General features: G+C 71.9%; 30 protein-coding genes and 1 riboswitch. Of the genes, 19 read left to right on the top strand and 11 right to left on the bottom strand.

Going from position 1 to position 25,569, the window contains the following annotated elements; all coding sequences use genetic code 11:
• Positions 1 to 33: 33 nt before the first annotated feature.
• Entirely contained in the window at positions 34 to 192 is a 159-nt protein-coding gene (locus tag ACIHFE_RS26535) for a transposase domain-containing protein (protein ID WP_400110328.1), read from the top strand.
• Between the two features lie 111 nt (positions 193 to 303).
• Here the strand turns inward: ACIHFE_RS26535 and ACIHFE_RS26530 are convergent, their stop codons facing one another.
• The 9 genes from ACIHFE_RS26530 to ACIHFE_RS26490 all read right to left on the bottom strand — a co-directional run bounded on the left by ACIHFE_RS26530 (position 304) and on the right by ACIHFE_RS26490 (position 7,294).
• On the bottom strand, positions 304 to 1,848 hold the full coding sequence (locus tag ACIHFE_RS26530; protein WP_400110597.1) for an alpha/beta hydrolase: 1,545 nt from the start codon (positions 1,846 to 1,848) through the stop codon (positions 304 to 306).
• A gap of 216 nt (positions 1,849 to 2,064) precedes the next feature.
• Positions 2,065 to 2,856 (bottom strand): urease accessory protein UreD, encoded by a 792-nt coding sequence (locus ACIHFE_RS26525; RefSeq protein WP_400110327.1) that lies wholly within the window; start codon positions 2,854 to 2,856, stop codon positions 2,065 to 2,067.
• The gene (gene ureG, locus ACIHFE_RS26520; protein WP_400110325.1) at positions 2,853 to 3,536 is read right to left on the bottom strand and encodes an urease accessory protein UreG; all 684 of its coding nucleotides are present in this window, start codon (positions 3,534 to 3,536) and stop codon (positions 2,853 to 2,855) included. Before ureG ends, ACIHFE_RS26525 begins: the two co-directional genes overlap by 4 nt.
• A gap of 55 nt (positions 3,537 to 3,591) precedes the next feature.
• On the bottom strand, positions 3,592 to 4,272 hold the full coding sequence (locus tag ACIHFE_RS26515; protein ID WP_400110323.1) for an urease accessory protein UreF: 681 nt from the start codon (positions 4,270 to 4,272) through the stop codon (positions 3,592 to 3,594).
• Positions 4,273 to 4,285: 13 nt separating this feature from the next.
• Positions 4,286 to 6,007 (bottom strand): urease subunit alpha, encoded by a 1,722-nt coding sequence (locus ACIHFE_RS26510; protein ID WP_400110322.1) that lies wholly within the window; start codon positions 6,005 to 6,007, stop codon positions 4,286 to 4,288.
• On the bottom strand, positions 6,000 to 6,311 hold the full coding sequence (locus tag ACIHFE_RS26505) for an urease subunit beta (protein WP_400110321.1): 312 nt from the start codon (positions 6,309 to 6,311) through the stop codon (positions 6,000 to 6,002). Before ACIHFE_RS26505 ends, ACIHFE_RS26510 begins: the two co-directional genes overlap by 8 nt.
• Positions 6,312 to 6,321: 10 nt before the next feature.
• Positions 6,322 to 6,624: an urease subunit gamma gene (locus ACIHFE_RS26500; RefSeq protein WP_400110319.1), complete on the bottom strand. Its 303-nt coding sequence runs from the start codon at positions 6,622 to 6,624 to the stop codon at positions 6,322 to 6,324.
• Between the two features lie 190 nt (positions 6,625 to 6,814).
• A complete protein-coding gene (locus ACIHFE_RS26495) occupies positions 6,815 to 7,102 on the bottom strand; it encodes a type II toxin-antitoxin system Phd/YefM family antitoxin (RefSeq protein ID WP_400110317.1) in 288 nt (95 codons plus the stop codon).
• A gap of 63 nt (positions 7,103 to 7,165) precedes the next feature.
• Complete coding sequence (locus ACIHFE_RS26490) at positions 7,166 to 7,294, bottom strand: RICIN domain-containing protein (RefSeq protein WP_400110315.1); 129 nt, start codon at positions 7,292 to 7,294, stop codon at positions 7,166 to 7,168.
• A 320-nt stretch (positions 7,295 to 7,614) separates the two neighbouring features.
• Between ACIHFE_RS26490 and ACIHFE_RS26485 the strand changes: the two genes are divergently transcribed.
• The 6 genes from ACIHFE_RS26485 (at position 7,615) to ACIHFE_RS26460 (ending at position 11,591) form a co-directional block, all read left to right on the top strand.
• Positions 7,615 to 8,043 carry an XRE family transcriptional regulator gene (locus tag ACIHFE_RS26485; RefSeq protein ID WP_400110314.1) on the top strand — a complete coding sequence of 143 codons (429 nt, stop codon included), beginning with the start codon at positions 7,615 to 7,617 and terminating at the stop codon, positions 8,041 to 8,043.
• Entirely contained in the window at positions 8,040 to 8,534 is a 495-nt protein-coding gene (locus ACIHFE_RS26480) for a ParH-like protein (protein WP_400110312.1), read from the top strand. Before ACIHFE_RS26485 ends, ACIHFE_RS26480 begins: the two co-directional genes overlap by 4 nt.
• Positions 8,527 to 9,588 (top strand): MAB_1171c family putative transporter, encoded by a 1,062-nt coding sequence (locus tag ACIHFE_RS26475; RefSeq protein ID WP_400110310.1) that lies wholly within the window; start codon positions 8,527 to 8,529, stop codon positions 9,586 to 9,588. The genes ACIHFE_RS26480 and ACIHFE_RS26475 overlap by 8 nt, the downstream gene beginning before the upstream one ends.
• A gap of 108 nt (positions 9,589 to 9,696) precedes the next feature.
• The gene (locus ACIHFE_RS26470; protein ID WP_400110308.1) at positions 9,697 to 10,317 is read left to right on the top strand and encodes an ATP-dependent Clp protease proteolytic subunit; all 621 of its coding nucleotides are present in this window, start codon (positions 9,697 to 9,699) and stop codon (positions 10,315 to 10,317) included.
• On the top strand, positions 10,314 to 10,628 hold the full coding sequence (locus tag ACIHFE_RS26465; protein WP_400110307.1) for a hypothetical protein: 315 nt from the start codon (positions 10,314 to 10,316) through the stop codon (positions 10,626 to 10,628). The genes ACIHFE_RS26470 and ACIHFE_RS26465 overlap by 4 nt, the downstream gene beginning before the upstream one ends.
• Positions 10,629 to 10,911: 283 nt before the next feature.
• Positions 10,912 to 11,113, top strand: a riboswitch (cyclic di-AMP (ydaO/yuaA leader).
• A 4-nt stretch (positions 11,114 to 11,117) separates the two neighbouring features.
• Entirely contained in the window at positions 11,118 to 11,591 is a 474-nt protein-coding gene (locus ACIHFE_RS26460) for a C40 family peptidase (RefSeq protein ID WP_400110305.1), read from the top strand.
• A gap of 183 nt (positions 11,592 to 11,774) precedes the next feature.
• Here ACIHFE_RS26460 and ACIHFE_RS26455 read toward each other — a convergent pair whose 3' ends face one another.
• Positions 11,775 to 12,203 carry an ATP-binding protein gene (locus ACIHFE_RS26455; protein WP_400110303.1) on the bottom strand — a complete coding sequence of 143 codons (429 nt, stop codon included), beginning with the start codon at positions 12,201 to 12,203 and terminating at the stop codon, positions 11,775 to 11,777.
• Positions 12,204 to 12,431: 228 nt separating this feature from the next.
• On the opposite strand from ACIHFE_RS26455, the gene ACIHFE_RS26450 reads away from it, so the two are divergent.
• Together ACIHFE_RS26450 and ACIHFE_RS26445 are read left to right on the top strand one after the other, a co-directional pair.
• The gene (locus ACIHFE_RS26450; RefSeq protein ID WP_400110301.1) at positions 12,432 to 13,301 is read left to right on the top strand and encodes a helix-turn-helix domain-containing protein; all 870 of its coding nucleotides are present in this window, start codon (positions 12,432 to 12,434) and stop codon (positions 13,299 to 13,301) included.
• A 49-nt stretch (positions 13,302 to 13,350) separates the two neighbouring features.
• A complete protein-coding gene (locus tag ACIHFE_RS26445) occupies positions 13,351 to 13,578 on the top strand; it encodes a DUF397 domain-containing protein (RefSeq protein ID WP_400110299.1) in 228 nt (75 codons plus the stop codon).
• A 47-nt stretch (positions 13,579 to 13,625) separates the two neighbouring features.
• Here the strand turns inward: ACIHFE_RS26445 and ACIHFE_RS26440 are convergent, their stop codons facing one another.
• Positions 13,626 to 14,783, bottom strand: coding sequence for an 8-amino-7-oxononanoate synthase (locus ACIHFE_RS26440; RefSeq protein ID WP_400110297.1), 1,158 nt, complete (start codon positions 14,781 to 14,783; stop codon positions 13,626 to 13,628).
• A 180-nt stretch (positions 14,784 to 14,963) separates the two neighbouring features.
• Here ACIHFE_RS26440 and bioB point away from each other — a divergent pair, with 180 nt between their 5' ends.
• From bioB to mug, 10 genes are all read left to right on the top strand, one after another.
• Entirely contained in the window at positions 14,964 to 16,142 is a 1,179-nt protein-coding gene (gene bioB / locus ACIHFE_RS26435) for a biotin synthase BioB (protein ID WP_400110296.1), read from the top strand.
• Positions 16,135 to 17,439 carry an adenosylmethionine--8-amino-7-oxononanoate transaminase gene (locus ACIHFE_RS26430; RefSeq protein WP_400110294.1) on the top strand — a complete coding sequence of 435 codons (1,305 nt, stop codon included), beginning with the start codon at positions 16,135 to 16,137 and terminating at the stop codon, positions 17,437 to 17,439. The genes bioB and ACIHFE_RS26430 overlap by 8 nt, the downstream gene beginning before the upstream one ends.
• Positions 17,440 to 17,450: 11 nt before the next feature.
• Complete coding sequence (gene bioD / locus ACIHFE_RS26425) at positions 17,451 to 18,164, top strand: dethiobiotin synthase (RefSeq protein WP_400110292.1); 714 nt, start codon at positions 17,451 to 17,453, stop codon at positions 18,162 to 18,164.
• A gap of 192 nt (positions 18,165 to 18,356) precedes the next feature.
• Positions 18,357 to 19,040 (top strand): class I SAM-dependent methyltransferase, encoded by a 684-nt coding sequence (locus ACIHFE_RS26420; protein ID WP_400110290.1) that lies wholly within the window; start codon positions 18,357 to 18,359, stop codon positions 19,038 to 19,040.
• Positions 19,041 to 19,051: 11 nt separating this feature from the next.
• Positions 19,052 to 19,918, top strand: a complete 867-nt coding sequence (locus tag ACIHFE_RS26415) for a TIGR03621 family F420-dependent LLM class oxidoreductase (protein WP_400110288.1) — start codon at positions 19,052 to 19,054, stop codon at positions 19,916 to 19,918.
• A 168-nt stretch (positions 19,919 to 20,086) separates the two neighbouring features.
• Positions 20,087 to 21,424: a hemolysin family protein gene (locus tag ACIHFE_RS26410; protein ID WP_400110286.1), complete on the top strand. Its 1,338-nt coding sequence runs from the start codon at positions 20,087 to 20,089 to the stop codon at positions 21,422 to 21,424.
• Positions 21,421 to 22,434, top strand: coding sequence for a hemolysin family protein (locus tag ACIHFE_RS26405; protein ID WP_400110284.1), 1,014 nt, complete (start codon positions 21,421 to 21,423; stop codon positions 22,432 to 22,434). The genes ACIHFE_RS26410 and ACIHFE_RS26405 overlap by 4 nt, the downstream gene beginning before the upstream one ends.
• A gap of 84 nt (positions 22,435 to 22,518) precedes the next feature.
• Positions 22,519 to 23,358, top strand: coding sequence for an SGNH/GDSL hydrolase family protein (locus tag ACIHFE_RS26400; RefSeq protein ID WP_400110282.1), 840 nt, complete (start codon positions 22,519 to 22,521; stop codon positions 23,356 to 23,358).
• Positions 23,359 to 23,467: 109 nt separating this feature from the next.
• On the top strand, positions 23,468 to 24,910 hold the full coding sequence (purB, locus tag ACIHFE_RS26395) for an adenylosuccinate lyase (RefSeq protein WP_400110280.1): 1,443 nt from the start codon (positions 23,468 to 23,470) through the stop codon (positions 24,908 to 24,910).
• On the top strand, positions 24,907 to 25,446 hold the full coding sequence (mug, locus tag ACIHFE_RS26390; protein ID WP_400110595.1) for a G/U mismatch-specific DNA glycosylase: 540 nt from the start codon (positions 24,907 to 24,909) through the stop codon (positions 25,444 to 25,446). The genes purB and mug overlap by 4 nt, the downstream gene beginning before the upstream one ends.
• The last annotated feature ends 123 nt before the right edge of the window (positions 25,447 to 25,569 follow it).

Below are 25,569 nucleotides of genomic sequence, written 5' to 3'. Positions count from 1 at the left end.
ACTGACGTCCCCCGCCTGGTAAAGGCAGTTTGGGTGGTCGCCGAAAGCGGGCGGGCCGGGCGACGCAGTCGGCTGTTGCCGGCGCGGTTGGTCGTGTGCTTCGTGCCGGCGATGTACCTGTTCTTCGGGCAGGGCTATGAGGAGGTCGCACGGCTGCTGGGCGAGGAAATCGGGGCTGGGCGGCGGTCGTAGCGGGTGCCGACGACCGCCGCGATCGGCCGGGCCCGTCGGCAGCAGCCACTACACGCCACAGTGCCCCGGAGCAATAGCCCCGGGGCACTGACGGCAATCACTGACTAAGCGTCAGCTGGCAACCTTCGGCATCGGCGTGGCGTGCGGCGTGCACACCACGTCCTTGGCGTCGACCTTGCCGGTCAGCAGGTAGCTGTCCACGCGGTCGTTGATGCAGGGGTTGACCAGGCCGGTGACGCCGTGCGAACCGGCGCCCTTCTCGGTGATCAGGCGGGAGCCCTGGAAGCGCTTGTGCAGCTCGACGGCGCCGGCGTACGGGGTGGCGGCGTCACGGGTGGACTGGATGATCAGGGTCTGCGGCAGGCCCTTGTGGGTCTTGACATCCAGGGGGTTGAGCTGCGGACCCTTCCAGGTGGCGCAGGGCAGGTTCATCCAGGCGTTGGACCAGGTCATGAACGGGTACTTCTTGTTCAGCCGGGTGTTGTCCTGGTCCCACTTCTTCCAGCTGGTGGGCCACTTGGCGTCGGCGCACTCCACGGCGGTGTAGACCGCGTTGCCGTTCTCGGCGGTGGCGGCACCGGCCTGGTCCGGACCGGCGGCGTCCACCAGGGCCTTGGTGTCACCGGCGCGGAACTTCTGCCAGGTGGTGGCGACCGGGATCCAGGAGGAGTCGTAGTAGGCGGCGCTCTGGAAGAAGTTGATCAGCTCGGCCGGGCCGACCAGCCCGCCGATCGGCTTCTTCTTGGCCTGGGCGCGCAGCTTCAGCCACTCCTGGTGCACCTTGGCCTGGGTGTTGCCGATGTGGAAGAAGGAGTCGTACTTGGCGACCCAGCCCTCCCAGTCCTTGAAGCGGCCCTCGAAGGCGATGTCCTGCTCGAGGTTGGCCTGGTACCAGATGTTGCTCTGGGCCGGGTTGACCACGCTGTCCACGATCAGGCGGCGGACATGGGACGGGAAGAGGGTGCCGTAGACGGCGCCGAGGTAGGTGCCGTAGGAGACGCCCAGGTAGTTGAGCTTCTTCTCGCCGAGGGCGGCACGCACCACGTCCACGTCACGGGCGGTGTTCATGGTGGTCATGTACGGCAGCATCTTGCCGCTGCGCTTGGCGCAGCCGTCCGCGTACTGCTTGGCCAGCTTGCGCTGGGCGAGCTTGTCGGCCTCGCTGCCGGGCACCGGGTCGGCCTTGGGGGCCTTGACGAACTCCTGGGGGTCCACACAGGAGATCGGGGCGGACTTGCCCACACCGCGCGGGTCGAACCCGACGAAGTCATACGCCTTGGCGATCTTCGTGTAGATGGGGTTCTTGGTCGTGACCTTGCGCGGGAACTTCAGGCCCGAGCCGCCGGGGCCGCCCGGGTTGTAGACCAGGGAACCCTGGTGCTCATGGGCGGTGCCGGTGGCGCGCACCCGGTCGACGGCGATCTGGATGGTGGGACCGTTGGGCTTGGTGTAGTCCACCGGAACCGTGACAAAGCCACACTGGATGGGCTTCTCCAGTCCCCAAGCGGCCGGGCAGTCCTGCCACTTGATGCCCTTCTTGGCCGCCTTGGCGGCGGCGACGGCCACACCCTTGGCCTCGGCGGCACCACCGGGCACCTGGTCGGCGGCGCCGGCCGTCGGGGCGGCCAGGAATCCGGCGACGAGCGCGCCGGTCATCACCGTGCCGGCCGCGCCGAATATCGCTTTTGGTCTCACGTAGGAATCCCCCTGCTGGGTGCGCCGCGCACGGCGGCGATGATCACAGAGCTGCTGAGGAGGATCCTTCCTTCTCCACTGTCACGATGGACATACCGTCCGAGTGTTTCTTTACCAATCCGTAAGAATGACGGCACATCAGATGGGGCATGGGACGCCCCGCCCGACCCAGCCGCTTCATTGCGCCCATATCGCCCCATCCTTCGCAAATCGCTCCGGGTTCAGCAGGCCGCGCAAGGTCAGCGCGTCCCCCGCCACCGCGCTGACCACCACGGCCGGCCCGGCCAGCGGAATGACGGCAGCGGTCGGTCCGGGTGCGTCGGGCAAGGGTGGGGTGGCGTTGAATTCCGGGTCGACCACCAGGAGTTGGCCGACCGCCCGGTGTCCGCCGAGGACCGCGCCGCCGTCCCAGCCGGGGGCACCGGGACCGTAGCCGAGCTCCTGGTCGTACAGCGGCCGCCCGGCGCGGCGCACGGTCAGCCGGGTGGTGAGCCGCCCGGGTTGTTCGCCGGCCCGGCCCAGCACCTGTTCCTCGCGCAGCACCAGCCGGGCGGTGGGGGCCAGTTCGATCCGGGTGGTCATACGCAGATCGCTGCCCCGGGCGGAGATCAGGGGTTCCGGCAGCCAGTGCAGGGTGGCACCCTCGCCAACACTGATCCGGGTGTCATAGACGGCGGGTTCGCCGGTACGGCCGGGCAGGGCGAGGGTGGCGGCCGTGGTGGTGAAGCGCAGTTCGGCGCCGTCCTCGAGGTCGGCGGTCAGGCTCAGCAGGTCACCACCCAGGGGTGCGCTCATGGCGCCGACCAGGCAGACGCGCGCCTGGCGGCCGTGGGGGCGCAGCCGGCGCAGTGCGAACGGGCCGGCGCTCTCCAGCACCGGCAGCGCGGTGCCGCCCCGGCCGTCGGGGGCGGCGGCGATCCGGGCGGCGGCGCGCAGGGCGGTGACATGCGGGGCGGTGGCGTTGGTCATCGGGCGGTGGCGCGCCACTCGGCCAGTCGCTCGCGGACCCAGGTACGGACCGGGGCGATGCCATCCTCGGCGGTCAGCGAGGTGAAGGCGACGGGCAGGTCGCCGCGTTGGGCCTTGGCGTCCCGGGCCATGCCGGCCAGGTCCACCCCGACATGGGGCGCGAGATCGGTCTTGTTGACCACCAGCAGGTCGGCGGTGGTGATGCCCGGTCCGCCCTTGCGCGGGATGTCATCGCCGCCGGCCACGTCGATGACGAAGATCTGGGCGTCCACCAGGCCGCGGGAGAAGGTGGCGGTGAGGTTGTCGCCTCCGGACTCCACCAGTACCAGGTCCAGCGGGCCGACGCCGTCCTCCAGTTCCTCCACCGCTTCCAGGTTGGCGGAGATGTCGTCGCGGATGGCGGTGTGCGGGCAGGCGCCGGTCTCCACGGCGGTGATCCGCTCGGCGGGCAACACCGCGTTGCGCAGCAGGAATTCGGCGTCCTCGCGGGTGTAGATGTCATTGGTCACCACGGCGATGGACAGTTCCTCGCGCAGGGACCGGCACAGGGCGGCGACGGTGGCGGTCTTGCCGGATCCCACCGGGCCGCCGAGCCCGATGCGCAGGGCGCGGTCACGCCGGCCGGGTGCGCTCCAGGTGTGCCGCTCGGGGAAGGTGTGGTGGTCGTGGTCCAGGTGCATGGCCCCTCCGTGAGGTGTCGGGCGGCCCGGGAGGGCCGGGTGGCAGACAGGCGGGTCAGGAGGCGAACAGCCGTACCGGCCAGGCGGCGTGCTGCTCCGCGGTGATGTCCAGCAGCGGTCCGGCGGCCGCGGGCAGGGCGTCCGTCCCTTGGTACCGGGCCTGTTGGCCGGCCGCGGCGGCCCGCTCCGCGACGCGGTCCACTTCCGGTGCCAAGTGGGCCAGTGCGGCGGTGGCCTCGAAGGGGTCCAGGCTCAGCAGCCGGACCGCCGCCGTGGCCGGGCCGCTCACCGACTCGTACCCGGCCGCGTATGCCGCCTCGGCCGGCCCCAGTCCGGCGGCGCGGGCGGCCAGTCCCAGGACCACCGGCTGGTGCGCGCCGCGCGGCCGGGCGGCGGCGAGGGCATCCAGTTCGGGGGCGGGCCAGGCGGCCCGGGCGGCGCGCAGCAGTTGGCGGCCCAGCCGCCGGGCGGTGGCGCGTAGCGCCGGTGAGGGGGTGCGGGCGTCGGCGGCGGTGTCGAGTTCCAGCGGGTCGCATCCGGCGGCGGCCGCGGCGGCCAGTCCGGCCGCGGTGAGTCCGGCGGTGTGCAGCCGTCCCTGGCAGAACGCGCCGAGGGTGGCGGCGTCATGGACCCGTCCGGCGCGTACCGCCGCTTCCACGCCGCCGGAGTGCGCATGGCCGCCGGCCGGGAAGCGTCCGTCGGCCAGGACCAGCAGGGCTGCCAGCTGAGTGGCCATCAGAAGGTGGCCATCAGAAGAGGAAGTACCGCTGGGTCATGGGCAGTTCGCGGGCGGGTGCGGGTTCGACCGGATCGCCGTCGATGGTCACGGTGAAGGTGTCCGGATCGACCTGCACCCGGGGCCGTGCGTCGTTGTTGCGCATGTCCGCCTTGCTCACCCCGCGGGTGTCCCGGATGGGTACAAAGCGTTTGTCCAGTCCCAGCCGCTCGGGCAGTCCGTCGTCCAGGGCCCACTGGGTGGTGAAGTTCAGGGAGTTGGCGGCCGGTGCCCGTCCCACCGCGCCGAACATCGGCCTGGGCAGCACGGGCTGGGGCGTGGGTATGGAGGCGTTGGCGTCGCCCATCTGGGCAAGGGCGATCTGCCCGCCCTTGATCACCAGCAGTGGCTTCACCCCGAAGAACGCCGGTTCCCAGAGCACCAGGTCGGCCAGTTTGCCCTCGGCCACCGAGCCGATCTCGCCGTCGAGCCCTTGGGCCACCGCGGGGTTGATGGTGTATTTGGCGACATAGCGCCGGGCCCGGAGGTTGTCCGCGGCCCCGTCGCCGGGCAGCGCGCCACGTCGCCGCTTCATCACATGGGCGGTCTGCCAGGTGCGCAGCACGGTCTCCCCGATGCGGCCCATGGCCTGGGAGTCGGAGGAGATGATGGAGATGGCGCCCAGGTCGTGCAGGACATCCTCGGCGGCGATGGTGCCCGGCCGGATTCTGGACTCGGCGAAGGCGAGGTCCTCGGGCACGGTGGGGTTGAGGTGGTGGCAGACCATCAGCATGTCGAGGTGTTCCTCAACGGTGTTGACGGTGTGCGGCCGGGTGGGGTTGGTGGAACTGGGCAGGATATTGGGCTCGGAGACCACGGTGATGATGTCCGGTGCGTGGCCGCCGCCGGCGCCCTCGGTGTGGTACGCGTGAATGGAGCGCCCGGCGATGGCGGCCAGGGTGTCGCCCACGAAGCCGGCCTCGTTGAGGGTGTCGGTGTGGATGGCGAGCTGGGCGCCGCTCTCCTCGCAGACGGCCAGACAGGCGTCGATCACGGCCGGGGTGGCACCCCAGTCCTCGTGGATCTTGAACCCCACGGCGCCGCCGCGCAGTTGGGCCCGCATGGCGTCATGGGAGACGGTGTTGCCCTTGCCCAGCAGGCCGAGGTTGACCGGGTATGCCTCCATGGCCTCGAACATCCGGGCAAGGTGCCAGGAGCCGGGGGTGATGGTGGTGGCCTTGCTGCCCTCGGCGGGTCCGGTGCCGCCGCCGACCAGGGTGGTGACGCCGGAGGCGAGAGCGGTCTCGGCGGCCTGCGGGCAGATGAGGTGGACATGGGCGTCGATGGCGCCGGCCGTGAGGATGCGGCCGTTGCCGGAGATGACCTCGGTCTCCGGGCCGATCACCAGGTCCGGGTGCACCCCGTCCATGGTGTCGGGGTTGCCCGCCTTGCCGATGCCGGTGATCCGGCCGTCGCGGATGCCGACGTCGGCCTTGACGATGCCCCAGTGGTCCAGCACCACGGCACCGGTGATCACGGTGTCCGGGGCGCCGGCGGCCCGGGTGACCCGGGACTGGCCCATGGACTCCCGGATGACCTTGCCGCCGCCGAAGACCGCCTCGTCCCCGGCGTGGCCGGGGCCGCCGCAGCGGTCCTCCTCGATCTCGATCAGCAGATCGGTGTCGGCCAGCCGGACGCGGTCACCGGCCGTGGGGCCGTAGAGGTCGGCGTACGCGGCCCGGTCGAGCTCAGGCATCGAGCGGGCCCCCGCACTGCCCGCGCAGTCCCCCGACGATCCGCTTGCCGGCGATGGGCACCAGCGTCACCTCGGCCGGGATGCCCGGCTCGAAGCGCACCGCGGTGCCGGCCGCGATGTCCAGGCGTTTGCCGTGGGCGGCCGGACGGTCGAAGTCCAGGCCCGGGTTGGCCTCGGCGAAGTGGTAGTGGGAGCCGACCTGGACGGGCCGGTCGGCGGTGTTGAGCACGGTCAGCCGGGTGCGGTGCAGGCCCTCGTTGAGCCGCACCGGTGTGCCGGCGTACAGGATCTCTCCGGGAATCACCGTGGCCCCCTCAGGCTATGGGCTGGTGGACGGTGACCAGTTTGGTGCCGTCCGGGAAGGTGGCCTCCACCTGGACATCGCTGATCATTTCCGGAATGCCGGACATCACCTCGTCGCGGGTGAGCACCTTGCGCCCGGAGGACATCAGCTCGGCGACGGTGCGGCCGTCCCGGGCGCCTTCCAGGATGTGCGCGGTGATCAGGGCCACCGCCTCCGGGTGGTTGAGCAGCAGCCCTCGTTCACGGCGCTTCCCGGCGACATCGGCGGCCACATGGATAAGCAGGCGTTCCTGCTCATGCGGGGTCAGTTGCACGCGTCCCACCTCACCTGTCGTCCGAGTTCGGCGGCGTTCCACCCGGGGCCAACACGATGTTGACCTTGGTTCCCGCCGCCGGGAAGAGGTGATTGCACGTTAGTGCGGAAGCTTTTCCAACGCGTTAACTGACGCTTTGCCAGGCCATGGCAGGGGGTTGGAGCCGGTGCCGGAGCCGGGTGATGGTCGCTCAGTGACCGGTGGGGCCGCCGGGGTCACGGTGCTGGGCGGCGATGCCGAACCGGCCGGGCTCGCCGGGGGCGGAGGACAGGGACCGCACCGTGGAGACGGTGCTGATCACCTGCTCCTCGCCGGCCTCCGGGCCCTCCTCCAGCCGCCGCAGGTCGGCGGCGGACACCAGGGCGACCAGCGGCTTGCCATGGCGGGTGACAACCACCCGCTCGCCGCCGTACACCACACGGTTGATCAGCTCCGCCAGCTCGGCCCGGGCCTGCGTCACCGGAATCTCATAGGCCATGCACCCAGCATAGAGGGCGCCCCCTCCGCACCACCTGGGCCGGGAGGCATGGCCCGGGGCGGCTCAGGGGGTCAGCACCCACTTCTGATCGGGCAGCCCATTGCAGTCCCAGATGCCCGGCTGGGTGCTGTTCTCGGTGCTGAAGCCGAGGTCGTCCAGGCACTTGCCGGTCAGGCTGGGCGCCGGTGCCATTGCAGTTATAGATCTGCACGGGGGTGGCGGCCGTGGTGCGGCCATGGCGGATGTCCACGCACTTGTTGCCATAGCCGACCAGCCGGCCCTGCCGGCCGGCCACGCCCACGACCACCTCGCGGATGGTCCTGGTGGCCCAGGAGCGCGGAGAGCCGCACAGGGCGGACGAAGTGCCGTTGCCGGTAACGGCATTGCCGGTGGCCCAGTAGGTGACGGGCTGGTCGCCGATGAGGTGGAAGCAGGCCACCTCGGTCTGCCACCGCGCCCGTTCCCGTCCGGGGCGGGTCGGATACCATGCCGGTGCGAACGGAGGTGGGGCCGTGTCGGAAGCCGGGACCCAGTCACTGGCGGAGCGGATAGAGGCTCTCTTCCGGACGGTCCGCCGCCCGGACCGCTCCGCCTACAGCAATGAGGAAGTGGCCAGAGCGTGCCGCGAGTCCAGCGGCGAGACCTTCTCCGCCACCTATCTGTGGCAGCTGCGCACCGGCCGCCGGAACAATCCCACCAAACGCCATCTTGAGGCGCTGGCCGCCTTCTTCCAGGTGCCGGTGGCGTACTTCTTCGACGACACGGAGAGCGCCCGCATCGCCGAGGAGATCACCCTGCTCGCCGCGATGCGCGACGCGGGGGTACGCGATGTCGCCCTGCGCGCGGTGAACCTCTCCCCCGACGGGCTGGGGACGGTGCGCGACCTGATCGACTCCATCGCCCGCCGGGAAGCCGAGCGGCGCGGCTCAACCGGCCGATGACCCCAGGCCGTTGGGCCCGCCGCCGGCTGCTGCGCCGCTGCCGGGCCCTCGCCGGCTCGCTGGACCTCCCGGTCCCCTTCGACGCCGCCGAGCTGGCCGTCCGCGTCGCCGACCGGCGCCGCCGGCCGATCGAACTGATACCCACCCCCTGGCAACCCGGCCTGCCCTGCGGCCTGCTGGTCACCGCCGACCAGGCCGACTACATCGTCTACGCGGCCGACACCCCGCCCCTGCACCGGCAGCACATCCTGGCCCATGAACTGGCCCATCTGCTGTGCGAACACCGGGGCAGACCCTCCACCGGGCTGCTGCCGCACCTCTCACCACAGCTGGTGGGCCGGGTGCTGGGACGGACGGTCTACTCCGAACCCCAGGAGCAGGAGGCCGAGTTACTCGCCTCGCTCATGCTCCACCGCGCCCTCTGGTCCCGCCCCGCCCCGGCCACGGACCCCTTCTTCGACCCGGCGCCCCGCCGGGACGGCCATGACTGACCCCCTCCCCTATCTCAGCGGACCGGCCCTGCTGGCGTTCGGCGTCTACCGCTGGACGGTGCTGCGCGGCACCCGCCCCGACAGTGCCCAGCGCCATACCCACCGCTTCGCCTTCTGCCTGGGCGCCGCGCTGCTGGTCCTCGCTCCGGCCACGGCCCGGGCCGTGGAGAGTGCCATCACCCTGCCCGGCCTTCCCATGCTCCTCGGCGATCTGCTGCGCACCCTGGCGGTTTGCTGCCTGGGCCTGCTGGCCGCCCGCTCCCCGCGCCGTCAGGCCCTGGCGGCCGGCCTGACCCTGCTTGCCCTGGCCGTCCTCTTTGTCTCCGCCCGCCTGCACCACTCGGCCGGCGAACTCTTCGTCGACACCCGCCACCGCCCGGTGCTGGCCGGCTACGACCTGCTGCTCATCCTCTATCCGGCGCGGCAGTTGACGGCCCTGCGCCGGGCGCTCCGGGACCGCTCCCGGCGCGCCCGGCCGGGCGCGCCCCGGTGGGGCCTGCGCCTGCTCCATGCCGCCACCCTGCTCGGACTGGCCTGGACGGCCTGGGGCCTGGACGATGTCCGCCTCGCCCTGACCACCGGCCGCCAGAGCGACGGCGACGACACCCTCTCCATGACCCTGGGGCTGTTCTGCGCCGCCCTGGCCGTGGCCGGCGGGAGCACGGCGGCCTGGCCCCGGCTGCGCCACTGGTGGTGGTCGTACCGCACCTACCGGGCTCTGGCCCCGCTGTGGTCCGCACTGCACCGGACCTTCCCCCAGATCGCCCTGCCCCAACCGGCCCGTCGCGGAGTGCACTTCGCCCTCTACCGACGGGTGATCGAGATCCACGACGGTCTGCTGCTGCTCCGGCCGCGCCTGCCCGGACCGGTCCGGACGGAAACGGACACCGCGGCCGTCATCGCCGCACATATCCGCTCCGCCCTGTCCGCACCGCCCCGGCCGGCCGGCTCCCCGCCCGGCCGGGTCGTCCTGGCGGCCACCACCGGGACCGCCGCGGCGGCCGCCCAACTCGCCGAGATCTCCCGCTCGTTCGCCCGGCTGCCGACAGGCTGAGCCACCGGCCGGACAGGGCCATTGACTTGCCATCAGCGGTGCACCATGATCACGCAACGTACGTCCTGTACATTTTTTATAGACGACTCATCAGAGCGAGGTGCCCGCATGACCCGTGTCACCGCCCGCCACGTCCTCCCCGAGTTCACCGAGCGCACCAGCGCCGGGGTGCGGACCCTGGACCCGTACTCCAAGCTGCTCGCCGAGCGGATCGTCATGCTGGGGACACCCTTGGACGACACCGCGGCCTGCGATGTGATGGCGCAGCTGATTCATCTGGAGCACGCCGCGCCCGAGCGGGACATCTCGCTCTACATCAACTCCCCCGGCGGCTCCTTCTCCGCCATGTGCGCCGTCTACGACACCATGCGCTTCATCAGCTGCGACATCGAGACGGTCTGCCTGGGCCAGGCCGCCTCGGCCGCCGCGGTGCTGCTGGCGGCCGGGACACCGGGGAAGCGGGCGGTGCTGCCGCACGCCCGGGTGCTGATCCACCAGCCGTATCTGGCGGAGCCGGTGCAGGGGCAGCCGTCCGATCTGGCCCTGCGGGCCGGGGAGTTGCTGCGCGTCCGGGACGGCCAGACCGAGCTGCTGGCCCGGCACACCGGGCAGGACCGGGCGCGGATCGAGGCGGACACCGAGCGGGACACGGTGTTCGACGCGGCCGCGGCGGTGACCTATGGGCTGGCCGACCGGGTGGTGGAGAGCCGCAAGTGGGATGCCCGATGAGCGGGTGGCCGCCGGAGCCGCCGCCGCTGCCGGGGCTGACGCGGGCGGAGGGGGAGCTGGTGGACCGCTATCTGGAGGTACTGGATCTGCTGGGCCGGATCAACCCGGCCCGCGGCCGGGACACGTACCGGGGGCTACGAGCGGCGCAGGCGCTGGTGGTCGCGGCCACCGGGCTGCGCGAGGCACTGACGCTGATGTACGAGCGAGGTGAACGGGAGGTGTACGCGAGCACCTTGGCGCAGGCGATGCGCGTCCTGGACGGCGAGCGGCGGGCCGGCCGGGTGATGTTGCCGCCGCCATCGGCCAGTTGAGAAGCGAAACCCTTTTCAGGAAGTCTCCTTCAGACGCCGGAGGCAGCCGTAGACATCGCGCGGTGATCACTCCGGGCGCGACGCGCACTCCGCGCTTGAGTGATCCGCTCGCCACGCAGGTCGTGGACTCAGCCGCCTCCGCCGATGACTCCCAAATGCCCGTGTGTCCACCTGAATTGCCCACAGGTGACGAGGCTCACATACCGCTGGTTCCGCTCGGAATCGGCGCCGTGGCTGGGTCAAGATCCTCGGGACGACAAGACCCCGCCACACGGCGGGGCGGTCCGGGCGGACGCCGAACCCTGCCGCCGCCCAGGGCGACGGGTCGACGGGAGTGCACCGGCAGGGGTGGAGGACCCGAGCACGGCGGGACGGCCGCCCTCGACAGGGCCGTTCCTTGGGGTGAAGCCGCCTGTGGCGGCCGGGCATTCTTCGCCTGCCCGAACCCGACAGGTCACCCTTCACAGGCGACTGACGAAGGGTTTGCGCATGGGCAAGCACAAACGTCCAGCACGGCTGTCCAAGGCCAGGGCCGCCTCGGCCCTGACCCTCGCCGCCGTCGGCGCCACGGTGCTGGCGCCGGGCGGCACGTCCAAGGCCGAAGCCTCTTCCATCCCCACCAGGGCGTTGCAGATCGCGGCCTCCAAAATGGGCGCTCCCTATCAGTGGGGAGCCACCGGCCCCTACCGCTTCGACTGCTCGGGGCTGACCCTCTACTCCTTCAAACGGGCCGGCAAGCAACTGCCGCGCACCGCACAGGCCCAGTACAACCGCACCCGCCATATTCCCCGTTCCGCCCGTCAGATGGGCGACCTGGTGTTCTTCCACTCCGGGCGGGGCGTGTACCACGTGGGGATATACGCCGGGAACGGCAAGATCCTCCATGCGCCGAAGACCGGCTCGGTGGTGCGCTTCGAGCGGATCTGGACCAATAGCGTCTGGTACGGCCGGGTCACCGACTGACGCCGCCGTACGCCCCGTAGTACGAGGATCAGGCCGGCACGACCGGCCCTCCCGCGAACGCGCCACGAGCGCGTCTGCCGGGTGGTGGAGGCATGGCCGCGACCAGGCCGCCAACCGCCGCCCGGCCCGGGCGAGTACGGGGAACCAGCGCATACCGCGCCATGGGCACGGGCAGCACAGGCGTCAGCGTACGGGCGCCGTCCACGGCAGGCGGATCCACACCGTCTTACCGCCCCCGGCGGTCGGGGTGACGGCGAAGCTGCCCCCGCGTTCCGCGGTCAGACAGCGCACGATGACCAGGCCCCGGCCATTGTCCTGCTGGACCGCCGCCGGCAGCCGGCGGGGGTAGCGGGCATGGTCGTCGGTGACACCGATGCGCAGATGTTCGTCCCGCTCCAGCCGCAGGTCCACGGTGAAGGTCGGCGACTGTCCCCGGGTGTGCAGCACGGCATTGGTCGCCAGCTCGGAGACGATCAGCCGGATCGCATGGGCGGCCTCCGCGCCATGCGGCAGCCCCCAGTCCGCGAGCACCTGGGCGACATAGCGCCGGGCCGTGGCGACCGAGGTGGGAGCACTCGGCAGAGTGACGGACGCTTCCTGGTGATCTGCCATGGCACTGTCCCTTTCCCGCCGACCCTGGGGCGGCTCTTCGCGACAGAGTGCCATTGATAACGACCGTGATGGGAGCGATCCACCGAGATATGCATATATCTGTCGCTCGATGCGGTGAACTCTGCGAGGAGCGACCGGATTTGGCGGCCAAACTGGTCTATCGACTCTGACGGGTGGATTTGCCACCCCGAGGGAACGGGAGAAGCCGGGAGAGGGGAGAGGCCGGGGATGCGGTACGGACCGGCGGTGCGCCGTCGCAAGCTGGGCTCGGAGCTGCGCCGTCAGCGCGAGCTGACCGGGATGACCAGCCGGGAGGCGGCCGCCGCGGTCGGCTGGCACCAGTCGAAGGTGAGCCGGATCGAGACCGGCAGCAGCGGGGCCAAGCCTTCCGACGTGGCCCGGCTGCTGGATGTCTACCGAGTGTCGGACCCCGAACTGCGCGCCCTGCTGGGGGCGCTGTGCGGCGCGGACTCCGGTCCCAACGCCGGTTCCCGGCGCGGCTGGTGGTACGCCTACCGCGATCTGCTGCCGCCGGCCTATCTGGACTTCATCAGCCTGGAGTCGGAGGCCTGCCGCTCGCGCACCCTGGAAACCACCGTGGTGCCGGGCCTGTTGCAGACCCCCGAGTACGCCGGTGCGGTCACCCGGGCCGCGCTGGGCGATCCGCCCGAGCGGCAGGTCGAGGAGCTGGTGCGGGTGCGGATGGCACGCCAGTCGGTGCTGCGCCGGGAGCGGCCGCTGCGGTTGTGCGCGGTGCTGGACGAAGCGGTGCTGCGGCATGAGGTGGGCGGTCCGGAGGTGATGGCGAGGCAGCTGAGCCATCTGGTGGCCACGGGTTCACTGCCGCATGTGCGGCTTTATGTGCTGCCTTTTTCCCGCGCCAATCACATTGGTATCACCGGGCCTTTCGTCATTTTCTCCTTTCCGCGTATTGCCGATCTGGACGTGGTTGTTCTCGACCACTTGACGAGTAGCCTCTATCTGGAGCGGAAAGAAGACCTCCGGGCGTATGACGCCGCGTTCGGCATGCTCCGGGCGCACGCCCTCTCCCATGAGAACTCGCTCGACTACATCGCCGGTCTCACCAACGGCTGGTGAACGCGCGTTGGTGGACACCCGCATCGGCCCGTACCCGCAGGGAGGCGCCATGTCCGCAGCACCGGCAGTGCCGGCGGCAGCGACCGTACCGGCCCGGTTCGACGCCCTTTGGCGGCACAGCAGTTACAGCACCGGAATGAACAACTGTGTGGAGACCGCCCGGATTTCGGCCGGGACCATCGGTGTCCGGGACTCCAAGCGGCCGGCCGGCCCGGTGCTGCTGCTCTCCCCCGCCGTGTGGACCCCGTTCGTCAGAGCGGTGAGCGGCGCCCGCTGACCGGCCGGTGGCAGGAGACGGTCAGCCGGTGGCGGGCGACGGCCAGGTCAGGCAGTGGCGGGCGCGGTCCGCAGGATGGTGTCGACGGCGGCCGCCACCTGGGCGTCGGTCAGGTCGGCACGGGCCGTCAGCCGCAGCCGGGAGATGCCGTCGGGCACCGACGGGGGCCGGAAGCAGCCCACCGCCAGCCCGGCCGTCCGGCAGTCCGCCGCCCAGCGCACCGCCGCCTCCGGTGAGGGGGCCCGTACCGAGACCACCGCGGCGTCGGGGCGGGTGGCCCGCAGCCCGGCCCCGGTCAGCCGCCGGTGGAGTTCCCGGGCCACCTCCCGGGTGCGCTCCGCCCGCCAGGGCTCGGCGCGCAGCAGTTGCAGGGCGGCCAGTGCGGCGCCGGCCGCCGCCGGGACCAGCCCGGTGTCGAAGATAAAGGTCCGGGCGTTGCTGACCAGGTGCCGGATCACCCGGGCCGGGCCCAGCACCGCCCCGCCCTGGCTGCCCAGCGACTTGGAGAGGGTGACCGTGGCCACCATGTCCCCGGCCCCCGCCAGTCCGGCGCCGTGCAGCGCGCCCCGGCCGCCCTCGCCCAGCAGGCCCAGGCCATGGGCGTCGTCCACCAGCAGGGCCGCGCCCTCGGCCCGGCACACCCGGGCGAGTTCGGCCAGCGGGGCGGCGTCGCCGTCCACCGAGAACACCGAGTCGGTGATCACCAGGGCGTGTCCCCGGTGCCCGGCCAGTTCCTTGCGGACCGCCTCCGGGTCGGCGTGCGGCACCACGGCCCGGGCCGCCCGGGACAGCCGGCAGCCGTCGATCAGCGAGGCATGGTTGCCCTCGTCCGAGACCAGCAGGGAGTCGCCCCCCGGAGCCGCCGAGAGCGCGGTCACCGCCGCCAGGTTGGCGGTGTAGCCGGAGGAGAAGACCAGGGCCGCCTCGAAGCCGCAGAACTCGGCGAGCTCCCGCTCCAGACGGGCGTGCAGTTCGGTGCTGCCGGTCACCAGACGGGAGCCGGTGGACCCGGCGCCCCAGCACCGCGCCGCCTCGGCGGCGGCCGCGGTCACCTCGGGGTGACGGGCCAGGCCCAGGTAGTCGTTGCCCGCCAGATCGACCGGCGCGCCATCGGCCGGCCGTGGCCGCAGAGTGCGTACCAGTCCGGCCGCCAGCCGGCGCTCATACTGCTCGTCGAGCCAGTCGAACACAGGGGCCTTGACCATGGTGTGCCCTCGGAATCTGTGGGGTTCATATAAAGCCCCCCGCTGCCATAGAGGGAGGGACTTCCCAACTTAGCCGTCATAGCGGCTGGTCACGGTGTGGCGATCCACACACCTCAAACAGCCCCTCTTGTTTGGTTCCTACCTTGGCCAGAAGGTGTGCGGTAGGCGAGGATCACCGCCATGGACCTGCTCAACACGCTGGTGGACAAGGGGTTGCGACGTCAGTCGCCGACCCGTGAAGAGGCGCTCGCGGTGCTGGCGACCTCGGACGACGAACTGCTCGATGTGGTGGCCGCGGCGGGCAAGGTGCGCCGTAGGTGGTTCGGGCGGCGGGTGAAGCTCAACTACCTGGTCAACCTCAAGTCGGGGCTCTGCCCGGAGGACTGCTCCTACTGCTCGCAGCGGCTCGGTTCGGAGACCGGGATCCTCAAGTACACCTGGCTGAAGCCGGAGGACGCCTCCAGGGCGGCGGCCGCCGGGGTGGCCGGCGGTGCCAAGCGGGTGTGCCTGGTGGCCAGCGGCCGCGGACCGACGGACCGGGACATCGACCGGGTCTCCAAGACCATTGAGGCGATCAAGGAGCAGAACCAGGAGGTCGAGGTGTGCGCCTGCCTCGGTCTGCTCTCCGAGGGCCAGGCGGAGCGGCTGCGCGAGGCCGGTGTCTACGCCTACAGCAACAACCTCAACACCTCCGAGGCCACCTACGGCGACATCACCACCACCCACACCTATGCGGACCGGGTGGACACGGTGCGCAAGACCCAGGCCGCCGGGATGTCCGCCTGCTCCGGGCTGATCTCCGGCATGGGCGAGAGCGACGAGGACCTGGTGGACGTGGTTCTCGCGCTGCGTGAACTGAACGTGGACTCGGTGCCGGTCAACTTCCTGATCCCGGTCGAGGGCACTCCGCTGGCCGGCGAGTGGAACCTCACCCCGCAGCGGGCGCTGCGCATCCTGGCGATGGTCCGCTTTGTCCACCCGGACGTCGAGGTGCGACTGGCGGGCGGCCGGGAGATCCATCTGCGCACCCTCCAGCCGCTGGCGCTGCACCTGGCCAACTCGATCTTCCTGGGCGACTACCTCACCACCGAGGGCCAGGAGGGCAAGAAGGACCTGGAGATGATCACCGACGCGGGCTTCGAGGTGGAGGGCGCGGACACCGCGACCCTGCCCGAGCACCGGCGGCAGGAGACGGGCTGCGGCGGTGGCGGCTGCGCACCCTGCGGCGAGCCGCAGGAGGCGGCCCAGGAGCCGGTCCAGGAGGCAACCGACGGGCAGGGCAAGCCGGTTGAGGCCCGTACCGACCTGGTCGCGGTCCGCCTGCGTGGCGCCGGAACGGATCTGCCGCCCAATGCGTGAGCCCCTGACCCCCGCCGAGTTGCTGGAACTGGACCGGCAGCACGTCTGGCACCCCTACGGCCCGATGCCCGGCCGCCGGCAGCCGCTGCTGGTGGAGTCCGCCTCCGGAGTCCGCCTGCGGCTGGCCGAAGAGGCGTACGGGCACCGGGAGTTGGTGGACGGTATGGCGTCCTGGTGGTCGGCCCTGCACGGCTACAACCACCCGGTGCTCAATGCGGCCGCACACGAGCAGCTGGGGCGGATGAGCCATGTGATGTTCGGCGGGCTCACCCATGAGCCCGCCGTGCGGCTGGCCGCCCGCCTGGTGGAGATCACCCCCGAGGGCCTGGAGCATGTCTTCCTCGCCGACTCCGGTTCGGTGTCGGTCGAGGTGGCCATCAAGATGTGCCTGCAGTACTGGCGTTCCGTCGGGCAGCCGGCCAAGCACCGGCTGATGACTTGGCGCGGCGGCTACCACGGGGACACCTGGCAGCCGATGTCGGTCTGCGATCCGGACGGCGGGATGCACACGCTGTGGTCCGGAGCGCTGCCCCGGCAGGTGTTCGCGGACGCACCGCCGGCCGGCTATGACGCCGGGGTGGACCCGGCCTATGAGGCGCATCTGACCGGGCTGTTCGAGCGCCATGCGCATGAACTGGCCGCGATGATCGTGGAGCCGGTGGTGCAGAACGCCGGCGGGATGCGCTTCCACTCCCCCGAGTACCTGCGGCTGCTGCGCCGGCTCTGCGACGAGCACCAGGTGCTGCTGGTGGTCGATGAGATCGCCACCGGATTCGGCCGCACCGGCACGCTGTTCGCCTGTGACCAGGCCGGGGTCACGCCCGATGTGCTGTGTGTGGGCAAGGCGTTGACCGGCGGCTATCTGACCATGGCCGCGGCGCTGTGCACTTCGCGGGTGGCCGAGGGGATCTCCAGCGGCGAGGTGCCGGTGCTGGCCCATGGCCCGACCTTTATGGGCAATCCGCTGGCCGCGGCGGTGGCCTGTGCCTCCCTGGACCTGCTGCTGGGCCAGGACTGGCAGTCGGAGGTCAAGCGCATCGAGTCCGGCCTGCGGGCGGGGCTGGCCCCGGCGGCCGCGCTGCCGGGCGTCCGCGAGGTGCGGGTGCTGGGCGCCATCGGTGTCGTCCAGCTCGACCACGAGGTGGACATGGCGGCGGCCACCGAGGCCGCGGTGCGGGCCGGGGTGTGGCTGCGGCCGTTCCGCGACCTCGTCTACACCATGCCGCCCTATGTGACCAATGACGCCGATCTGGCGCGGATCTGTGGCGCGGTGTGCGCCGCGGCGGCCGCGGGCTGAGGGAGGGCAGGATGTCGGTACTGATGATCTCGGGGACCAACACCGAGATCGGCAAGACGGTGACCACCGCCGCCATCGCCGCGGTGGCGCTGGCCGCCGGCCGCTCGGTGGCGGTGCTCAAGCCCGCCCAGACGGGCGTGGGGATGGGCGAGCCGGGCGATGTGGCCGAGGTGACCCGGCTGGCGGGCCCGGTGACGGGCCGGGAACTCGCCCGTTTTCCCGAGCCCTTGGCCCCCGCCACGGCCGCCCGGCGGGCCGGGATGACACCGGTGCGCCCCAAGGAGGTCGCGGCCGCCGCCGAGGAACTGGCGGCGGAGCACGACCTGGTGCTGGTGGAGGGCGCGGGCGGGCTGCTGGTCCGCCTCGACGGGGAGGGCGGGACCCTGGCCGACGCGGCCGCCCTGCTCGACGCCCCGGTCCTGGTGGTGGCCCAGCCCAACCTCGGCACCCTGAACATCACCCAGCTGACGGCCGAGGCACTGACCGCCCGCGGGGTGCGCTGTGCGGGCGTGGTCATCGGCAGCTGGCCCACCCAGCCGGATCTGGCGATGCGCTGCAATGTGGCGGAGTTCCCGGAGATGGCGGGCGCCCCGCTGCTGGGCGCGGTGCCCCGGCACGCGGGATCCCTGCCCCCCGCCACATTCCGGACCGAGGCCGCCGGCTGGCTGTCCCCGGAGCTGGGCGGCTCCTGGAACGCGGCCGAGTTCGGCGCGGCCCTGGGCTAGTCCGTGCGGGGCGCCCCATCAGGGGCGCGGGGCTGAAATCGTCGGCGGCTCCGCCGCGTGGGCGCGACCAGCCACAGACGCCCCGCACCCGGCAACGGCGCGGCCGCACCAGGTTCCCGCCCGGTGAACCCCGCCCCGCCCGGGGAAGAATCGCGGTAGCCGTCCTCCCCGGAAGCCGGAAAGAGGTGCGCCATGCCGCAGCGCAGCGCCAGAACACCGCACCAGGCCGTCCACCATCCCCTCTTCGCCCGGTTCTACGCCGTCATGAGCCCCGTCCTGGACGAGCGGGCCGGACTGGCCGCGCACCGCCGGGAGTTGCTGGCCGGGCTGTCCGGGCGGGTGATCGAGATCGGGGCCGGAAACGGGCTGAACTTCGCCCATTACCCGGCCACCGTCTCCGAGGTGGTGGCCATCGAACCGGAGCCCCGGCTGCGTCGGATGGCCCGGGAGGCGGCGGTGCGGGCCGGAGTGCCGGTGGATGTGGTGCCCGGCGTGGCGGAGGCGCTGCCGGTGAAGAGCGAGGCGTTCGACGGCGCGGTGCTGTCGCTGGTCCTGTGCTCGGTACGGGATGAGCGGCGCGCGCTGGCGGAACTGCGCCGGGTGCTGCGCCCCGGCGGTGAGCTGCGCTTCTTTGAGCATGTGGTGGCCCGGGGCCGGACTCCGGCGGCCGTTCAGCGCGCCCTGGACCGCTCGGTGTGGCCGCTGCTGTTCGGCGGCTGTCACACCGCGCGGGACGCGGTGGCGGCCATCGGCGCGGCCGGGTTCACCCTGGGCGAGTGCCGCCGGCTGCGGATCCCGGAGCGCGGGCTGCCGATGCCGACCTCGCCCTGCGTACTGGGCGCGGCCGTACGGCCGTTGGAGACGGACAAACGGTGAGTGGACCGGCGGTGAGCCACATCGAACGGATCTCGAACCGCCCGTTCCGCTTCGGGGTGAATTTTATGGCCCCCGCCGGCGCCGCCGAGTGGCGCCAGAAGTGCCGCAAGGCCGAGGCCCAGGGCTATGACGTCCTACTGGTCCCCGACCACCTGGGTTTTCCGGCCCCGTTCCCCTCCCTGGTGGCCGCCGCCGAGGCGACCGAGCGGCCGCGGGTGGGGACCTTTGTGCTCAACTCCGGTTTCTGGAATCCGGCCCTGCTGGCACGCGAGGTGGACACCACCCGGCGACTCACCGGAGACCGCCTGGAGTTGGGCCTGGGCACCGGCTATGTGAAGGCGGAACACCACAGCGCCGGGCTGCCCTTCGGCTCCCCCCGCGAGCGGGTGGACCACCTGGCACGCACCGTGCGGGAACTGCGCCGGCTGCTGCCCGGGGTCCCGCCGCTGCTGCTGGGCGGAAACGGCGACCGGGTGCTGCGGCTGACCGCCCGCCATGCCGGCGTCGCCGCGTTCACCGGCGCCACCGCCGATGCCGAGGGCAAGCTCTCCCTGATCACCCCGTCCGCGCTGGACGAACGCCTGGCGCGCTACCGGGAGTTCGCGGCCGGGCGGGATACCCCGGCGGAGCTCAACTACCTGGTGCAGATGGTGATGCCGGCCGGCGACCGGCGGGCCAGGGCCCGGGAGCTGACCGAGCACCTTGACCTGACCGAGGACGAACTCCTGGAGCACCCGGCCCTCTTGACCGGCTCGGCCAGGGAGATGGCCGAACAGCTGCGGGCCCACCGGGAGCGCTATGGCTTCAGCTACTTCACGGTGCTGGAGGCATTCGCGGACGCCTTCGCCCCGGTGATCGAGGAACTGCGAGGGGGCTGAGCACCGACAAGGCACCCGGGCACCCGGGCACCACCGGACACTTTGCCCGTCCTTTACCATGGACGGGCAGCGTCCGCTCAACGAAGGTGCGTGAACATCCCGTCATGGGAGAACCCCCCGGTAGCCCCCGGCACAGCCCCTGTCCGATCATGGGACGGAGGTGAACCCATGACCGAAGTGCTCCTGGTGGCACTGGCCCTGCTGCTGACCATCGCCTGCGCCGTCTTCGTCGCGGCCGAGTTCTCGCTCACCACCGTTGAACGCGGTGAGCTGGAGCGGGCCGCCGAGGCCGGCGACCGGCGTGCGCTCGGCGCACTGAAGGCCGTACGAAGCCTGACCTTCCAGCTGTCCGGCGCCCAGCTCGGCATCACCGTCAGCGGCCTGGTCATCGGTATGGTCTCCAAGCCCTCCATCGCCGCCCTGCTCACCGGCCCCCTCAAGGCCGTGGGCCTGTCCGCCTCACTGGCGAACTCCCTTGCGCTGGCCCTGGGCACCGTGATCTCCACGGTGGTACTGATGGTCATCGGCGAGCTGGTGCCCAAGAACTGGGCGATCTCCCGGCCGCTGCCGGTGGCCCGTGCGGTGGCCGGTCCGCAGCGGATCTTCACCGCGGCCTTCCGCCCGCTGATCCGGCACCTGGACAGTACGGCCAACCGCACCCTGCGCCGGATCGGGGTGGAGCCCGCCGAGGAGCTGGCCACCGCCCGTGGCCCCCATGAGCTGATGGCGCTGGCCCGCCACTCGGCGAAGGAGGGCGTCCTGCCGGCGGACACCGCCGAGCTGTTCGTCCGCACCCTCAACCTGGCCGATCTCACCGCGGAGAATGTGATGACCCCCCGGGTGCAGGTCACCGCCCTGGACGCGCGCACCAACGCCGAGGACGTGGCCAACGCCACCCGGGCCACCGGGCTGTCCCGCTTCCCCGTCTACCAGGGCAGCCTGGACACCGTGGTGGGCATCGCCCATATCAAGGACGTCCTGGCCATACCCGCCGAGGAGCGCCCGCAGCGCCCGGTCGCCGGCTTTCTGCGCGAACCGCTGCTGGTGCCCGCCTCGCTGACCGTGGACCGGCTGCTGGACCGGCTTTCCGCCAAGCGCAGCATGGCGGTGGTGATCGACGAGTACGGCGGCACGGCCGGCGTGGTCACCTTCGAGGACATCGTGGAGGAGGTGGTCGGCGAGGTCCGCGACGAGCACGACCCGGATGAGCTGCCCGGCCTGGTGCCGGCCGGTCCGGACGACCGGGGCCGCCCGGTCTATGACGCGGACGGCTCGGCCCGTACCGATGACGAATTGGAGGCGATCGGGCTGCGGGTGCCCGAGGGCCCGTACGAGACCCTGGCCGGCCTGGTCGCCAGCGAGCTGGGCCGGATCCCGGTGCCGGGCGACGTCCTGGAGGTGGCGGGCTGGCGCCTGGAGGTCACCGACGCCTCCGGGCGGCGCGCCGCCCGCGTCCGGCTGACCGGCCCCGCGCCCGCCGGCTCCAGCGGGGAGGAGGGCCGGTGACCGCGGTCCAGCTGCTCATCGGGCTGGCGACGATCGTCGTCAACGCCTTCTTCGTGGGCGCCGAGTTCGCCCTGGTGTCGGTGCGGCGCGGCCAGATCGAGCCGGCCGCCCAGCAGGGCGACCGGCGGGCCCGCAGCGTGCTGTGGGGGCTCCGGCATGTATCGGCGCTGATGGCGGCGGCCCAGCTGGGCATCACCCTGTGCACCCTGGTGCTGGGTGTGGTCGCCGAGCCCGCCATCGCCGCCCTGCTGCACCCGCTGTTCGAGACGGTGGGGATGCCGTCCGGGCTGATCCATGTGGTCTCCTTCGCCCTGGCACTGGCGGCGGCCACCTATCTGCACATGCTGTTCGGCGAGATGGTGCCCAAGAACATCGCGCTGGCCGAGCCGGTGCGCACCGCGCTGCTGCTGGGACCGCCGCTGGTGACCCTGGCCCGGGCCCTGCGCCCGGTGGTCTTCGCCATCAACCAGCTGGCCAACGGCCTGCTCAAGCTGCTGCGGGTGGAGCCCAAGAGCGAGGTGGCGGCCGTCTTCTCGGACGATCAGCTGGCCCGGATGGTGGCCGTCTCCAGCGAGGCCGGACTGCTGGACGCCCGGGCCACCGAGCGGCTGCGCGACGCCCTGGAGCTGGGCAAGCGCCCGGTGGCGGATGTGGTGATGGCCCTGGACCGGGTGGTCACCGCCCGCCTGGGGGTGACGCCCGAGGACCTGGAGCGGCTGGCCGCCCGGTCCGGCTTCTCCCGCTTCCCGGTGGTCGACTCCGCCGACCGCATCCTGGGCTATCTGCATGTCAAGGACGCCCTGGACGCCACCCCGCGCGATGAGCCGTTCCCCCGGGAGAGCATGCGCCCCATCGCCCGGGTACGGGCCGACACCCCGCTGGACGACGTGATCACCGCGATGAGCCGCACCGGTGCCCACCTGGCCGCGGTGACCGGCGAGGGCGAGAAGCTGGCCGGGCTGGTGACCCTGGAGGACGTCCTGCGCGAGCTGGTGCGCCGGCGCCCGTGAAGGAGGGGCGCGTAAGCGCTCCTTGAGGGGTGGTGGCCGGGCGGCGGGCGGGACTGCGGCCGACGGGCGTAGGATCCCCGCGTCATGGAGATGAATGCCACGTACACCAGTTTTGTCGCGGTCGGGGACTCCTTCACCGAGGGGATGTCCGACGCGCTGCCCGACGGCTCCTACCGCGGCTGGGCGGACCTGCTCGCCATGCGGCTGGCGGCCCGCCACCCCGGCTTCCGCTACGCCAACCTGGCGGTGCGCGGCAAGCTGATCGGTCAGATCGCCGAGGAGCAGACCGCGGCCGCCGCCGCGCTGGGCGCCGATGTGGTAACGCTGGTGGGCGGCCTCAACGATGTGCTGCGGCCCAAGTGCGATGTGGACCTGGTGTGCGCACGGCTGGAGCAGACCGCGGCGCGGCTGGCGGACAGCTGCGGCCGACTGGTGCTGATGCGCAGCCCGGGCCGGCGCGGTCCGGTGCTGGAACGGTTCCGGCCCCGGATGGAGCACCTGTTCGACTTCATCGATGAGCTGGCCGAGCGGCATGACGCGCTGGTGGTGGACCTGTTCTCGAGCGAGGCACTGGGCGATGCCCGGCTGTGGGCCGAGGACCGGCTGCATCTCAACGCCGAGGGGCACCGGCGGGTGGCGGAGGCGGTCTGGCAGGCGCTGGGCCACGCCCCCGAGTCCGACTGGCGGGCCCCGCTGCCGCCGTCCGCACCGGCCGGCTGGGCCCGTCGGCGCGGCGCCGACCTGCGCTTCGCGCGGGAGCACCTGGTGCCCTGGATCGGCCGGCGGCTCACCGGGCGGTCCTCCGGGGACGGCCGGTCGGGGGCGCACTTCGACGCGGCCCTGGGCAGGGCGTACTGGGTCTCCCCCGCCCTGGCCGGATCCGGGGGGATCGGGCCGGTCGCCACCTGGCAGCGGGCGGCCTGAGCGGACGTGCCGCCCTGACCTCGTTCCCGGCGGGGCGCCGCCTCTCGTAGCAACCCACAAACCAGGGCGGGGAGCCCGGCCGCACAAACCGCCAGTAGACTTTCGCCACGTGACTGCAAAGCCCCGTATCCCCAACGTCCTGGCCGGCCGCTACGCCTCCCCCGAGCTCGCCGTCCTGTGGTCCCCCGAGTACAAGGTGACGCTGGAGCGGCGGCTGTGGCTCGCCGTGCTGCGCGCCCAGAAGGATCTGGGGATCGAGGTGCCCGAGGCGGCACTCGCCGACTACGAGCGAGTGCTGGACCAGGTGGACCTGGCCTCCATCGCCGAGCGCGAGAAGGTCACCCGGCACGATGTGAAGGCGCGGATCGAGGAGTTCAACGCGCTCGCCGGGCATGAGCAGGTGCACAAGGGCATGACCTCCCGTGACCTGACCGAGAACGTCGAGCAGTTGCAGATCCGCCTCTCCCTGGAGCTGGTGCGCGACCGTTCGGTGGCCGTGCTGGCCCGGCTGGGCCGGCTGGCCGCCGACCACGGCGAGCTGGTCATGGCGGGCCGCTCGCACAATGTGGCCGCCCAGGCCACCACGCTGGGCAAGCGCTTCGCCACCACGGCCGATGAACTCCTGGTCGCCTTCGGGCGGTTGGAGGAGCTGATCGCCCGCTATCCGCTGCGCGGCATCAAGGGCCCGGTGGGCACCGCCCAGGACATGCTGGACCTGCTGGGCGGCGGGCCCGAGGGAACGGCCAGGCTGACGGAGCTGGAGCAGCGCATCGCCGGCCACCTGGGCTTCGGCCAGACCTTCACCTCGGTGGGCCAGGTCTACCCGCGCTCGCTGGACTACGACGTGGTCACCGCGCTGGTGCAGCTGGCCGCCGCGCCGTCCTCGCTGGCCAAGACCATCCGGCTGATGGCCGGGATCGAGCTGGTGACCGAGGGCTTCAAGCCGGGCCAGGTCGGCTCCTCGGCGATGCCGCACAAGATGAACACCCGCTCCTGTGAGCGCGTCAACGGCCTGATGGTGATCCTGCGCGGCTATGCCTCGATGACCGGCGAGCTGGCGGGCGACCAGTGGAACGAGGGCGATGTCTCCTGCTCGGTGGTGCGCCGGGTGGCGCTGCCGGACGCGTTCTTCGCGCTGGACGGCTTGCTGGAGACCTTCCTGACGGTGCTCGACGAGTTCGGCGCCTTCCCGGCCGTGGTCGCCCGTGAGCTGGACCGCTACCTGCCGTTCCTGGCCACCACCAAGGTGCTGATGGGCGCGGTGCGGGCCGGGGTGGGCCGGGAGGTCGCCCATGAGGTCATCAAGGAGCACGCGGTGGCCTCCGCGCTGGCCATGCGCGAACAGGGCGCGGAGCGCAATGAGTTGCTGGACAAGCTGGCCGCCGACGAGCGCATTCCGCTGGACCGGGCGGCGCTGGACGCGCTGATGGCGGACAAGCTCTCCTTCACCGGCGCCGCGGCCGGCCAGGTGGCCACGGTGGTGGCCCGTATCGAGGAGATCACCAAGCGCCACCCGGAGGCGGCCGGTTACACCCCTGGAGCGATCCTCTGACACCCGAGGAGCTGGAGGCCGCCCGCGACCGGCTGGTTCCGGATGTGGTCGCGGACGGTCTCAAGGTGCTGTTCTGCGGCATCAATCCGGGGCTGATGTCCGCCGCCACCGGGCACCACTTCGCCCGGCCGGGCAACCGGTTCTGGCCCGCCCTGCACGCTTCCGGTTTCACTCCCCGGCGGCTGGAGCCGGCCGAGGAACGGGAGTTGCTGGAGTACGGGCTGGGCATCACCAATGTGGTCGCCCGGGCCTCGGCGCGGGCCGATGAGCTGAGCGCGGTGGAGTTCCGCGAGGGCGGGCGCGTTCTCACCGAGAAGGTGCGGCTGCTGCGCCCGCGCTGGCTGGCGGTGGTCGGGGTCACCGCCTACCGGGTCGCCTTCGAGGACCGGCAGGCGAAGATCGGGCCGCAGCGGCGGACCATCGACGGCACCCGGGTCTGGGTGCTGCCCAACCCCAGCGGGCTCAACGCCCATTGGACGCTTCAGACCATGGCAGAGGAGTTCGGGCGGCTACGGGCCGCCGCCGAGGCGGACTGAACGGTTCCGGCCCGAGCCTTGGTCAGAGTCCCTGCGGTCCGCGGTCAGAGTCCCCCGGGCCGCAGTCAAACTCCCGGCCACCCGCTACCATCCGGTAGGCAAAGCGCACGCAAAGCGAGGAGG

Source organism: Streptomyces sp. NPDC052396 (genome assembly GCF_044593195.1).
Classification (GTDB): Bacteria; Actinomycetota; Actinomycetes; order Streptomycetales; family Streptomycetaceae; genus Streptomyces.
The sequence above is the reverse complement of the archived record's forward strand: the minus strand, read 5'-3'. Positions and strand labels throughout refer to the sequence as shown.